Consider the following 13,237-nt stretch of genomic DNA (forward strand, 5'->3'; position numbering starts at 1 on the left):
CTTTTTTAAACGTAATAGCCAGTTTTTTATATAAACCAAGACAAATCGGGCAGACCTATATTCTAATATACTTAATATTTTCAGTTACTATAATTACATATTGACCATTATCACAGATCGTTTCACTACAAAAGACTAACAACGGCAATATTTTTGCTACATAATAGCGACCATCTGGGAGCATCCCTCACTTAAGTTCGTCAGTTGTTAAGTGAGTCAGTTCCTGAGTCAGACAGCTCCACCTTGTATGGTTTTATCAAAGCAGGAAGCAAAATGATTACCGCCCAAGCTAAAATAGATTTGAACGCTCTTCAACATAACTACCGCCACCTCAAAGCACTGAGCGGGGATCAGAAAGTGATCGCTGTGATTAAAGGTGACGCATACGGACATGGCGCCGTGAAGCTGGCACAAGCACTGCCCTTTGCTGACCTGTTTGCCGTCTCTCGCCTGGAAGAGGCAGAAGAGTTGCGTAATGGCGGGATTGAACAGCCTATTTTACTGTTAGAAGGTTGCTTTTGCGCCGAGGATTTACAACGTGCTGCGCAAATGCAGCTCGACACCACCATCCATTGTGCAGAGCAAGTTCATGACCTGGAAAACAGTGAACTGGCTAATCCGGTGAATGTATGGCTCAAAGTAGACAGTGGCATGCACCGCCTTGGCGTGCAGCCTTATGAAGTCTCTGATTTTGTAAAGCGTATTGAGCGCACCGGTAAGCTGAAATCACAACTGGGATTCATCAGCCACTTCTGCCGCGCCGATGAAGTTGAGCAACCGACAACATCACGTCAGCTACAATGTTTTATTGACGCGACCAAACCATATCCAGGCCCGAAAACGATAGCCAATTCAGCCGGTATTCTGTTCTGGCCACAATCAAAATTGGATGTCGCTCGTGCAGGTATCGCCCTGTATGGCATTTCTCCGAGCGCTGACCATACCGGCGCTGACCACGACCTGAAACCGGTGATGACACTCAATACCCGCATCATTGCCGTACGTGACCACAAAGCGCAGCAGCCGGTTGGTTATGGCGAAACCTGGCAGTCAGAGCGTGATACTAAAATCGCGGTGATCGCCATGGGCTATGGTGACGGCTATCCTCGCAACGCACCAAACGGTACGCCGGTGTTTGTTAACGGCCGCCAGGTGCCTATCGCCGGCAGGGTGTCGATGGATATGATTACCGTTGATCTCGGGCCGGAGGCTAAGGATAAGGTGGGCGATGTGGTCGAGATGTGGGGCGCGAACCTGCCGATAGAAATCGTCGCACGTCATGTCGGCACGATTCCTTATGAGCTGACGATTAAGCTGACGCCCCGTGTTAACAGACACTATGCCGAGTAAGCGCTGTATCAGCGTTATCAGTATGCAAAGTAAACGGCATTAAAAAACAAAGCGGTTGGGAATCAACCGCTTTGGTTCATCATGTGACTAAAGAGTAAGGGTTACATCGACTGGTAATATGCCTGGGCGTCACTCTCTTTGAAACGCTCTTTGATAGTCAGTACCTGGGGTAGTAAGTCGACAAACATCGGCACCAAAACCGGGTCGAAGTGCTTACCCGCCTGAGACTGTAAAAAGTCGACCGCTTCTTCCACACTCCAGGCCTTTTTGTATGGCCGCTCACTGGTCAAGGCGTCAAACACATCAGCGACGGCAGCCAGACGCCCTTCAATCGGAATCTCTTCTCCGGCTAAACCGTTCGGGTAACCGCTGCCATCCCACTTCTCGTGATGGGTAATCGCGATAGTGCGCGCCAGTGCCACCAGCGAAGAACGCGGCTGATCCAGAATACTGGCCCCAATTTCAGCATGCCGCTTCATATGGGTAAACTCTTCCGGATCCAGCTTGCCCGGCTTAAGCAGGATATTATCCGGAATGGCAATTTTGCCGATGTCATGCATGGTCGCCGCCATTCTCAGCTCATCCGCTTGCTCTTCATCCATTCCGGCCGCCATCGCCAGCAACTTGGTGTAATGACTCATGCGCTGCACATGCATGCCGGTTTCATTATCTTTGTATTCTGCCGCGCGGCCGAGACGCTGAATCAAATCGATCTGCGTTTCACGCAACCTATCAATTTTCACCAGCGACAGATGCGTTTTGACCCTGGCACGCACAATCGCCGGAACGACAGGTTTGACAATGTAATCAACCCCGCCCAGTGCAAAGCCATTTTCCTCATCAATGCTGTCACGCAGCGCAGTAACGAAGATCACCGGAATATGCGCAGTTTCCGGCTGTGATTTTAACCGTTCACACACCTCAAACCCGGTCATTTCCGGCATCATAATGTCAAGCAGAATCAAGTCTGCCGGCTCCTGCTCTAACAGTGCCAGAGCATCTTTACCGCTGCGGGCAAAGGAGAGGCGATATTCTTCTTGCAGAATCTGACGCATCACTTTCAGGTTGGCGGGTTCATCATCGACAATCAGAATTCTCGGCTGCTGTTTAGCAAGCAAAGACATACTATTTCCTTCTACTGAAGTGTATCAATAGCCGACTCCAACGAGCTGGCCGCTGATTTAAAATCAAATTCATCAATCGCACTCATCGCATCAACGATCTGCTTCTTGATGGTGTGAGGTGAAGAGCGTTGCAGCTGCGCTGCTAAATCGTCTCTGAGTTCACCGAGTTGTGTGGCCTGCAGCCATTCATGCAAAATCGTGATGATGGCGTGATGATCTTCGATCGCCGCCACGCCTTCACTTTGCAGATTATCTGCCACCGGAATAGCAAGCTGATCAACATCCTGTTGTAATGTCAGCCAGCCCTTGGCAATCTCTTCAATCGCTTGTTTGCACTGCACCGGCTGATGCTGGTCGGCTGCCTTTTCCAGCTGGGTAAAAGCATGAAACAAAGGCAGCAGCGCCAAATTGCCACTTAATCCCTTCAGGGCATGGGCCTTTTCACCCAAGTCACGCCATTTGCCTGCCGAGAGCAGAGCAGTGAGGTCCTGCACCATATCAGCATACTTACGTACTAATGCATGCAACTCGTGACAGTATAGCGCCTCATCGCCCCAAATCTTCAGTGCCTTACTCATATTGAGCATCTGAAACTCTGACGGGCTCGAAACCGAGGGTTCTCTTTTCTGCGCAGCTTGCAGCTCTCCTGCGCCCAGATTGAGCACCCGCGCAATTTCCTGAGTCAGCAGGGCGAAATCAACCGGCTTGTTGGCAAAGCCGTCCATGCCCGCTTCTTTGGCTTCGATACGATCTTCCAGCAACACACTCGCGGTTAACGCAATAATCGGTACATTGTCGCTGCCCGTTGCCCGCTCATTTGCCCGAATCGTGCGGCTGGCTTCCAGACCGTCCAGGTTTGGCATCTGAATATCCATCAGCACCACATCAGGGCGCGTTTCCTGACACTGAATTACGGCTTCGCAGCCATCTTGCGCGGTGAATACCGTGTGTCCCTGACGTTCGAGCAGTATACGCAATAGATTGATGTTTTGTTCAATATCATCGCAAACCAGTATTCGCTTCGGCGGCAGAGCCACAACTTTTGACTGGCGGGTATTCTCGGCTATTTTGCCAGGAGGCAGAGGTAATTCAACACTGAAACAGCTGCCCTGACCCGGCGTACTGGTGACAGAAATCGTTCCGCCCATCAGTTCGACCAACTGCTTGGAAATGGAAGTTCCAAGACCGGTACCGCCAAAACGACGGCTCATCGACGCATCCGCCTGAGTGAAAGGATCAAAGATGGCCTGTAAACGATCCGGCGCAATCCCGATACCCGTATCAATCACGTTAAATCGCACCCAGTCCGGGCGTTTACTGACGGGCTCAACCACCAGACTGACCCGTCCCTGCTCGGTGAACTTTATCCCGTTACCAACCAGATTCATCAGCACCTGACGAATGCGATCTTCCGCTCCCTGAACCTCTTCTGGCAACTCAGCAGACATATCCAGTTCCAGTTCAATGCCTTTGCTTTTGGCATTGAGCCACAGTGTCGAAATAACGGTATCAACACATGGAGATAACCGGAACGGAACCGTCTCGATTTCCAGTTTATGTTTTTCCAGCTTGGCACTGTCGAGAATGTCGTTTAACAGATGCAACAAAGAGCGCGAAGCTTGGGAAATCGTCTGCAAATGGCGGCGATTTTCACCTGTCATCTCTGACTCTAACAAAATATCCGTGAAACCAATGATGGCATTCATCGGGGTGCGGATTTCATGACTCATGTTGGCCAGAAACGCCGCTTTCATCTCTGCGGCATCTTCCGCATGACGTTTCGCTTCAACTAACTCACACTCCATCTGCTTGCGACTGGTAATATCAACCACGACGCCATCGATCCACAACACACGCTTTTTCGCATCCCGGACTATCATGCCATTTTCCAGCACCCACACGGTCTCACGGTCGATATTAGTCAGGCGGTATTCAATCTCGTAGATGTCACGTCCATCCGGGGTGTTGTGCATCATCCGGCAGAGCTTTTGGTAATCTTCCTGTAGCAGCAGATCCGAAAATTTAATCTCGCCGGACAAAATCACTTCCGCGCTGTAGCCACACAGATCCGTGATGCCATCACTAAGAAAGATTGGCGTCAGTTGAGTATCCGGCAGGCGACGGAAAGAGGCCCCAGGAATATTCTGCATCAGAGAACTGAGTCGCTCCTCACTCTCGCGCAGTTTTTCCTGCATCGCTTTACGTTCGGTAATGTCTTCCATAAAACCCACGAACAAGGTTTCATTTTCCAGTTCGACCTTCCCCACCCCGAGACGAACCGGAATATGTTCGCCAAACCGATGACGGGCATAGACTTCACGCTGCACCCCAATCATGCTGGCCAGGCCGGTCTCACCATGCTGTTCGAAATAAACCTGATTGCGCTGTTGCATCTCAGGGATCATGAACATCGCCACATTCTGGCCGAGAGCTTCTGATTCATTCCAGCCGAGGATGTGACTGGCGGCTCTGTTAAGTCCGAGAATTTCACCGTCGGCTTTAATGGTGATCACGCCGTCGGTCGCTGTTTCCAGAATGGCTTGTAACCGCGCCTCACCGGCCGTTTTTTCCGATAACAGATGGCGGTAACGCAACTGGGCACTGACATTCACTGCCAACGTAGAAATCAATAAGGTAAATACTGCCACCAACAGCGCCAGCCTGTTGTGGTGGTGTGGTGCCATCAACAAATCATCTGTGTGGGTTACTTCTATAAACCTGGCGGCATACATCCCGGTGTAATGCATGCCGGAGATAGCACTGCCCATAATAGCAGCACAAATCAGCTTGAGCCGAAGCTCGGTTAAGCTCGGAAAGTACTGACGCAACACGCGTCTTGCCGTCAGAGCGATAAATGCCAGACCGACTGCGACCACGACAGATAATATGAACCACCACGGGTCATAGCGCAGTGTCAGATCCATTTCCATCGCTTCCATACCGATGTAGTGCATCGCACCGATACCTGAGCCGACGATACAAGCGTTACGTATGGTTAATTTCAGAGTATCGCGTCTTTGAATTAAGGATCGCAATACAATGTAACTGGCAACAATTGCCGGAAGCACGGAAACACCGGTCAATACCCAGTCGTACTCCATCATGTATCGCATCTCAAACGCTAGCATGCCAACAAAATGCATACTCCAGATCCCGCCGGCCATGATGAAGGCACCGGAACATAAAGCGATTTGACGATACTTACTTGCCACGATATACCGTGCAGTTGCCGCCATTCTTAACGCAAAAAATGACGCCATAGAGGCAAGAAAAACCGACAACACCACCAGCCGTAAATCATAACTGCCTGAAATTAATGTTAAGGAGTCAGAATCAGTAACGAAAAACCGCTGAAAAAAACCAATAAAGTCTATGTTCATTTTTACCGGATAAGTAGCAAGCATACAGGCCCCGAACATTACTATCGTTACCCGTAAATGTGTAGTGATTCATAGAACAAAGATAAAATGCAACGAATGAGGATCGCAGAGACCTGAACCTGCACCAAAGACGCGCAAAGTTTTGTGCTCAGGCGGACATTTGTATACCATAGCCAGCTTTCACATGGCTGTCTGAGTGAGAAACAAAATATGGACAACAGTAACAATCACGATCGCCAGGCGCACAAAGAAGCATTATTAGCCATTGCGCTCGCTGTCGGCTACTTTATCTGGTGGTACATTTCTGCTTATGGTTTTTCCGCCCCGCCAGAAGAGACCGCACTGCCCGAACTTTACTGGGGTATGCCGCTTTGGTTCCTGTTATCGTGTGTGATAGGCCCAATCGTCTTCACCTGTTTATGTGCTGTCATGGTAAAAGTGTTTTACCGTGATATTCCTCTTGATGTAAAACCAGACCAATCGAATGAATAGTCAACTTATCATCCCACTGATCATTTATCTGATCGGTGTTTTTGCGGTCGCTTTCTTTACGCGCCGCCATTATCGTCAAGGCAGTTTCCTGAGCGAATACTTCGTCGGCAGCCGCAGCATGGGCGGTTTCGTACTGGCGATGACACTAGCCGCGACCTATGCCAGTGCCAGCAGCTTTATTGGCGGCCCTGGCGCTGCGTACAAAATGGGGCTCGGCTGGGTACTGCTGGCCATGATTCAGTTGCCGGCAACCTGGTTGACGCTGGGCGTACTGGGTAAAAAATTTGCCATTGAAGCCCGTAAACATAACGCCCTGACGCTTAATGATATTCTGTATGCCCGTTTTAAAAGTCGTTCTGTGGTGATTCTTGCTTCGCTTTCCCTGCTGCTGGCTTTTTTCGGCACTATGGTGGTGCAGTTTGTCGGCGGTGCCCGCCTGTTGCAAACCGTGACCGGTTTACCTTATGAGCAGGGTCTGATGCTGTTTGCCTGTACCGTCGGTCTGTATACCACCATCGGCGGATTTCGTGCCGTCGTCCTGACCGACACCATTCAGGGCATCATGATGTTAATTGGTACTGTGCTGCTGTTAGTTGGCGTGGTTCATGCTGGTGGCAGTATTGGTGAGCTGGTCTCAGACCTGCATAAGATCGATCCGGCCTTGGTGACGCCTTACGGCCCTGATCATTTCCTCGGCCAGCCGTTTATGCTCAGTTTCTGGGTACTGGTCTGTTTCGGGGTTATCGGCCTGCCCCACGCGGCGGTACGTTGTATGTCTTATAAAGACAGCCCGTCCCTGCACAAAGCCATGGTGATCAGCACCATTATGATGGCGCTGCTGATGTTTGGTACCCATATGGCCGGCGCGCTGGGGCGTGCCATTGTCCCTGATATCGCCAGCCCGGATCAGATTATGCCGACCCTGATGATTACCGTGCTGCCACCGGTGGTTGCAGGTATCTTCTTGGCGGGACCGATGGCGGCCATTATGTCTACTATCGACTCCCAGCTGATCCAGGCTTCCGCAACCCTGCTTAAGGATCTCTACATCAACTACATCAATCCGAAAGTTGTGGAGGAAGAGCAGGCAGATCGCAAACTGAACCGCTTATCCCTGTGGGTGACCTCAATCTTTGCGCTGCTGGTCTTCTGCGCCGCCACCAACCCGCCAGATATGATTGTATGGTTGAATCTGATTGCCCTCGGCGGCCTGCAGGCAGTATTCCTGTGGCCATTGATTCTCGGCTTGTACTGGAAACGCGCCTGCGCTGCGGGAGCGCTGAGTTCCATGGTGATTGGTCTGGCTGCCTATATCGGACTGATGTGGTTCAAACCCGACCTGGGCGGCGTTCATCCGATTGTTCCGACCCTGGCACTCGGACTTATCACTTTTATCGCCGTAAGTGTATTTAAGCCATGCCGCGATAAATCGCCGGCACTGCAATCCTGAACAGGCTAAGCCAGCTATACCTATACCGCTTCGCTATGACGGCGGTTTCACCATCACATTCACAAACAGCGGCCTGGTGCCGCTCTTTGTTATTGCGTCGCTATTATCAAGGCATTGCCTTTGCGGCGCTCTCTCCTTAAGCTTGCCATCAGGTTTAATAAAATCATCAGGATAGCAAGATGGACAGGCTACAGTGCGATCGTATGTTTGTGGCTGTGATGGAGCTGGGCAGCTTCGCCCGCGCCGCGCAAAGGCTCAATATCAGTAGCGGACAGGCTTCAAAGCTGATTTCCCGTCTTGAGCAGGATTTAGGGGTCCAGTTGTTTAAACGCTCAACCCGCTCTCTCGCGCCAACTGAAGTGGGTCAGGCTTATTATGAACGCATCAAACGCATCGTGGACGACCTCGATGAACTGGACGACTCGATTCGTAACGCTTCACGTCAGCCTTCAGGCCGGTTGCGTATCGCCGCTCCCGTCACATTTGGTCAAAGCCAGTTAGCCCCCTGCCTGATTGATTTTTCTACCCGGTATCCCGAGATTGACCTCGATGTGCGCTTCTCCGATCGCAGCGTCAACATTGTTGAAGAAGGTTTCGATCTCGCTTTGCGCATTGGTCAACTGACCGACTCCAGCCTGATCGCGCGCAAATTGTGTGATGTCCGGGTGTTAACCCTGGCCTCTGCGCAATACCTCAGTCAATACGGCACACCGCAGCACTGGCGAGAGCTCGCCAGCCATAACTGTATTATCGATACCAACTTCCGCGACCCGTTTCGCTGGCCCTATATTAACGCCCAGCAAATCGTCGAGGAGATGCCGGTGAACGGCCGGCTCAAATTCTCCAACGCCGATGTGTGTCTGGAAGCAGCTTGTGCAGGACTGGGCATCGCCCGCCTGCCGACCTTCGTGGCCGCCGCTGCGATCCGGCGTAATAAATTAGTGCCGATTCTGAGCGACTATGAAGTGCCACCAATCGGGCTTTTCGCGCTCTATCCACCCGCTAAGCATCTCGCGCAGTCATCGCGTGCTTTCATTGATTTTCTCGTCGCGCGCTTTGCCGCTGGTCCTACCTGGGAGTAGCGATTTTTCCCTTTGGGTAAAGAAAGAGTTACCCAAAAGAGGGGATACGGATTTTACTTCCATTTTGGAAGGAAATATCTTCAATCCGGCTATCTAATCATTGTTTTGGAAGTAAGGTACAGTCTCTCCATCGAATACATCGCCACAGCGATGAATATCTATTAAACGCGGCTCCAACCTTGCAGATAAAGGTCCGGGGAAGCGAGAGCCGATTTATACCGAGGTGAGATATGTTAGTAAATGGTCAATGGACAGCAGAGTGGCATCCCGTACAAGCAACCGATGAAAACGGCGGATTTGTTCGTCAAATTTCAAGTTTTCGTGATTGGGTCGTTCCGGCAGAAAGCCTCGCGCCGGGCGAAACCGCTCAGTTCGTTGCCGAGCCGGGCCGTTACCATTTATACGTCGCCCTGATTTGTCCCTGGGCTTCCCGTACCCTGATTGCCCGTAAATTAAAGGGACTGGAAGAGGTTATCAGCGTCTCGGTCGTCGAGCCCAAACTGCTTGACCAGGGCTGGCATTTTGGGGATTACCCCGGTTCCGATAAAGATGATCTCAATGGCGCTGAGTGGATGCATCAGCTCTATACCAGAGCCGATCCTAGCTTTACCGGCCGGGCTACCGTGCCAATTTTGTGGGATAAGCATCTTAACACTATCGTCAGCAATGAATCCGCCGACATTGTGCGTATGCTAAACAGTGGCTTTGGTCAGTTGGCCAATAACGACTTTGATCTGTATCCAGAACCGCTGCGCGGAGAAATTGATCAACTGAACGCCGACATTTACCCGAAACTGAATAACGGTGTGTACCGCACTGGTTTTGCGACGACGCAGCAGGCGTATGAAGAGGCGTTTCAGGATGTGTTTAGCATGCTTTCCTCTCTGGAGCAGCGCATGAGTGACGGTCGTCCGTATTTGCTGGGCGACACCCTGACCGAAGCAGACATCCGCTTGTTTGTTACTCTGATTCGCTTCGATCCGGCTTACAACGGTATTTTCAAATGTAACCTGCACCAACTGCGCGAGTATCGCTTTCTGGATAGCTACATGAAACGTATCCTCGATCTGCCAGGGGTACGCGCTACTGTTAACCTTGATCACATCAAGCAGGGTTACTACTCTATTAAAGCATTGAATCCGAATGGGATTGTGCCGGTAGGTCCGGACATGTCGGCCTACGGTTTATAAGGAATCAACCATGACTAAGAAAATTGTGATATTTCTGCACGGCGTTGGCAGCTCAGGCGCAGATCTGGAGCGTTTAGGTGATTACTGGGCAAGCTCTATGCCGGACGTGGCATTTTTGGCTCCGAACGGCCCGTTTCCCTTCGATCAGGGCAATGGTTATCAGTGGTTTAGCATCAGCGGTGTTAATGAAGTGAACCGGGCTATCCGGGTTCATGATGCCCGTGCAGCACTGGATAAAACGCTCAGCGAGCTGCTGCTGGAACATGGCGCGACTTGGGAAAAAGACCAGATTGTACTGGTTGGTTTTTCTCAGGGCACAATTATGTCTCTGGATGTTGTGGCCAGTAACCGCTTACCCGTGCACGCCGTGGTCGGATTTTCCGGCCGCCTGGCTTCTCCGCAACCGCATGAGGTGAATACCCGGGCACCACTGCTGCTCATTCATGGTAAAGCGGATCCGGTCATCCCGTTCAGTGAAACAGAAAAAGCAGCTCAGCAACTCAAAGCGCAAGGTGCCAAAGTGACGACCCTCTTTGAAGATGGCATCCCGCACACAATCTCCCAGCAAGGCGCCGAGCGGGCTGCGCAATTTATTCGTCAGTGCTTTGATATTAGCGAATAACATTTTGATATCAGGAAATAACATCCTGCTCCGGCGGCGACGTCGCCGGTCTTAATCCCCTGTGTTTTATCATTAAGTCCCTTTACGTGACGGCATTCAAGCCATCTCTCACGCCTGCCGGACAGCATGACTCTTCGCGCTATCCGGCACTTTTTCACATTTCGACGCCCACTTTATCTGTCGCTGCCGTTAACTCAGGCTGGCGAGACGCGCGGCAAAGCCCATAAAGAACATCCCCAAAATGCCATTGCCGACTTGCGACAAACGCTTATGGTTACGAAACATTTGGGTCAGAGATGTGCCAAGGAAAATCAGCGCACTCAGATAAACGATGCTGAAAACTTCCAGAATGGTGGCCAGAATCAGGTAAGAGATCCAGGTGTGATCGTAGGTGTAATCAATAAACTGAATGAAAAACGACACGTAAAACAGAATCGCTTTCGGATTGGTCAGGCTCAGTGACAGCGACTTCACAAAAATATTTTCACTCTTCTTTGGCCGCTCTACCCCATCCTCATCCACTGCATCTTTACGCAGCAACTGATGGATGATTTTCAGCCCCAGATACAGCAGATAAGCGGCTCCCAGATAACGAATAATGGTAAACAGCACTGGTGACGCCTGAATCAGCGACGCCACCCCCAGATAAGACAGCAGAATCAGAATTGCATCACCAATTAAGACACCACTGGCTGCTTTGTAACCGGCTTTAACACCAAACGACGAGCTAGATTTCAGCACATACAAAGAGTTAGGACCCGGCGCGAGAATGATCATGGTTAAACCGGCCAGATAAGTCCAAATATTGATCACCCCAAACATCTCTAACATACTGTCCCTCGCCGTCGGCTAATTGATGAGAATTGCGGTTTTTTCACCCCAAAATTTTTGACTGTATAACGCAAATTAGTCTGCTCGTCGAGTATTAACAGCAGGATCCGGACACAACTGGTACAAATCTCCGCTGAGCCGATAACGACAATTAATGGCTGACCAGTTTAAAGCACATAAGCAGCGAATTATTCTGTCACTGGCACAAAGCCCAACCGAGCTTTTTGCATCTCTGTTTAGCAACAGAATCATATCTTGTGTTGACTTTTTTAGAACAATTCGTTGGTTTTATATCATTAGTTTCATCAATATCTTTGTGGTTAAATCCAAAATGATCCCCAGCAAGAAGCTTACAATCACAAGGAAGCAAACTATGGATAGTTTGAAAGGCCAGCTTGGTCACTGGCGTCTACACCTCACGGTGGTTATTATTGCGGTCATCTCAGAACTGATAGGAATTATTAAGGTGCCACTGGGTGGCAGCAGTGTTGTTTTATTACCGCTGTTCTATGCCTTTATATTCGGTTTGTTAGTCAATCCGAACGTGGTCAAAAAAGCCAAAGTCATTCTGACGTCCAAACATGCTGAAAAAGCCACACCCATTATTATTATTTCTGTACTGCCTTTCCTGGCTAAATTCGGCACCCTTATTGGCCCGTCATTGAATAAAATTCTCGAAATCGGTCCGGCGATGTTACTGCAGGAACTCGGTAACCTGGGTACGATTTTAATTGCGATGCCACTGGCCATCCTGGTGTTGAAAATGGGCCGTGAAGCCGTGGGAGCCTGCTTTTCTATCGCTCGTGAACCGAATATCGCGCTGATTTCTGATAAGTATGGTTTAAAGAGCCCGGAAGGCGTCGGGGTGATGGGTGTCTACGTCATGGGTACCATGTTCGGTACACTCTATTTCGGAATTCTCGCCTCGCTCCTGGCTTCGACCGGATGGTTTGACCCTCGTGCACTGGCAATGGCCTGTGGTGTGGGTAGTGGTAGCATGACCGCCGCTTGTTCTGCAGCGCTGGGCGCATCACTGCCAGCAATGAAAGAAGAGATCCTGGCTCTGGCCGGCGCAAGTAACCTGCTGACCAACGCCTCTGGCCTGTTTGTCGGTCTGTTTATTGCCCTGCCCCTGACCGAAAAACTGTATCGCCTGCTTACGGGTAATAAAGCCGCCATACCATCAGAGCCACAAGCAATCAGCAACACAAGGAAGTGATCTCAATGTCTGATACTACTGCAAAAAAGAACGTTAACGCGTCGATCAACTTATTAGATTATGCATCAGTGTTAGTGATTGTGTGCATTATCGCACTGATCAGTAACTGGACGGGTACCGGTATTACACCATTGTCAGCACTGCCTGGTATGGTGATTATCTTTGGTATGGTTATCATTGGATTGGCATTAGCCAAATATATGCCTTTCTATTTACCGTCGGTGGCATGGCTGTCACTGGTGAGTGTGGTATTAACAATCCCGGCGTCACCGGTATCGGAATTTATTCTGACTCAGGTAAAAGAAATTAACTTCCTCAGCCTGGTCAGCCCGGTATTAGCGTATGCGGGTATCGCCATCAGTAAACAAGAAGTCTCAACTTTTAAAACTGCCGGTGGTAAAGTCGTCATTATCGCGCTGCTTGTGTTTACCGGCACGTACCTGGGCTCAGCGATCATCGCTAACCTGTCACTTTAAACTCTCAAAGCACAAGCTCAA

Annotated in this window: 11 protein-coding genes; 8 read left to right on the plus strand and 3 right to left on the minus strand. The window is 50.3% G+C overall.

Annotated features, from left to right (window positions below; genetic code table 11):
• Positions 1 to 273: 273 nt before the first annotated feature.
• Positions 274 to 1,350 (plus strand): alanine racemase, encoded by a 1,077-nt coding sequence (gene alr, locus E6C74_RS15155; protein WP_136486735.1) that lies wholly within the window; start codon positions 274 to 276, stop codon positions 1,348 to 1,350.
• A 101-nt stretch (positions 1,351 to 1,451) separates the two neighbouring features.
• Here the strand turns inward: alr and E6C74_RS15160 are convergent, their stop codons facing one another.
• Positions 1,452 to 2,474, minus strand: coding sequence for a two-component system response regulator (locus tag E6C74_RS15160; RefSeq protein WP_206208423.1), 1,023 nt, complete (start codon positions 2,472 to 2,474; stop codon positions 1,452 to 1,454).
• Between the two features lie 11 nt (positions 2,475 to 2,485).
• Positions 2,486 to 5,686, minus strand: coding sequence for an MHYT domain-containing protein (locus tag E6C74_RS15165; protein WP_168797038.1), 3,201 nt, complete (start codon positions 5,684 to 5,686; stop codon positions 2,486 to 2,488).
• A 378-nt stretch (positions 5,687 to 6,064) separates the two neighbouring features.
• Here E6C74_RS15165 and E6C74_RS15170 point away from each other — a divergent pair, with 378 nt between their 5' ends.
• The 5 genes from E6C74_RS15170 to E6C74_RS15190 all read left to right on the plus strand — a co-directional run bounded on the left by E6C74_RS15170 (position 6,065) and on the right by E6C74_RS15190 (position 10,690).
• Positions 6,065 to 6,346 carry a YhdT family protein gene (locus E6C74_RS15170; protein WP_136486740.1) on the plus strand — a complete coding sequence of 94 codons (282 nt, stop codon included), beginning with the start codon at positions 6,065 to 6,067 and terminating at the stop codon, positions 6,344 to 6,346.
• Complete coding sequence (panF, locus tag E6C74_RS15175) at positions 6,339 to 7,796, plus strand: sodium/pantothenate symporter (protein WP_136486742.1); 1,458 nt, start codon at positions 6,339 to 6,341, stop codon at positions 7,794 to 7,796. The genes E6C74_RS15170 and panF overlap by 8 nt, the downstream gene beginning before the upstream one ends.
• A gap of 179 nt (positions 7,797 to 7,975) precedes the next feature.
• On the plus strand, positions 7,976 to 8,878 hold the full coding sequence (locus tag E6C74_RS15180) for a LysR family transcriptional regulator (protein WP_136486744.1): 903 nt from the start codon (positions 7,976 to 7,978) through the stop codon (positions 8,876 to 8,878).
• Positions 8,879 to 9,108: 230 nt separating this feature from the next.
• Complete coding sequence (locus tag E6C74_RS15185; RefSeq protein ID WP_136486747.1) at positions 9,109 to 10,068, plus strand: glutathione S-transferase family protein; 960 nt, start codon at positions 9,109 to 9,111, stop codon at positions 10,066 to 10,068.
• A 10-nt stretch (positions 10,069 to 10,078) separates the two neighbouring features.
• Entirely contained in the window at positions 10,079 to 10,690 is a 612-nt protein-coding gene (locus E6C74_RS15190) for a dienelactone hydrolase family protein (RefSeq protein WP_136486749.1), read from the plus strand.
• 189 nt (positions 10,691 to 10,879) lie between these two features.
• Here the strand turns inward: E6C74_RS15190 and leuE are convergent, their stop codons facing one another.
• Entirely contained in the window at positions 10,880 to 11,521 is a 642-nt protein-coding gene (leuE, locus tag E6C74_RS15195; RefSeq protein ID WP_136486752.1) for a leucine efflux protein LeuE, read from the minus strand.
• A gap of 373 nt (positions 11,522 to 11,894) precedes the next feature.
• Here leuE and E6C74_RS15200 point away from each other — a divergent pair, with 373 nt between their 5' ends.
• Together E6C74_RS15200 and E6C74_RS15205 are read left to right on the plus strand one after the other, a co-directional pair.
• Positions 11,895 to 12,740, plus strand: a complete 846-nt coding sequence (locus E6C74_RS15200; RefSeq protein WP_136486754.1) for a DUF3100 domain-containing protein — start codon at positions 11,895 to 11,897, stop codon at positions 12,738 to 12,740.
• Positions 12,741 to 12,745: 5 nt separating this feature from the next.
• Positions 12,746 to 13,216 (plus strand): hypothetical protein, encoded by a 471-nt coding sequence (locus E6C74_RS15205; protein ID WP_136486756.1) that lies wholly within the window; start codon positions 12,746 to 12,748, stop codon positions 13,214 to 13,216.
• The last annotated feature ends 21 nt before the right edge of the window (positions 13,217 to 13,237 follow it).

This window comes from Vibrio sp. H11 (assembly GCF_004804295.1).
Classification (GTDB): domain Bacteria; phylum Pseudomonadota; class Gammaproteobacteria; order Enterobacterales; family Vibrionaceae; genus Vibrio; species Vibrio ostreae.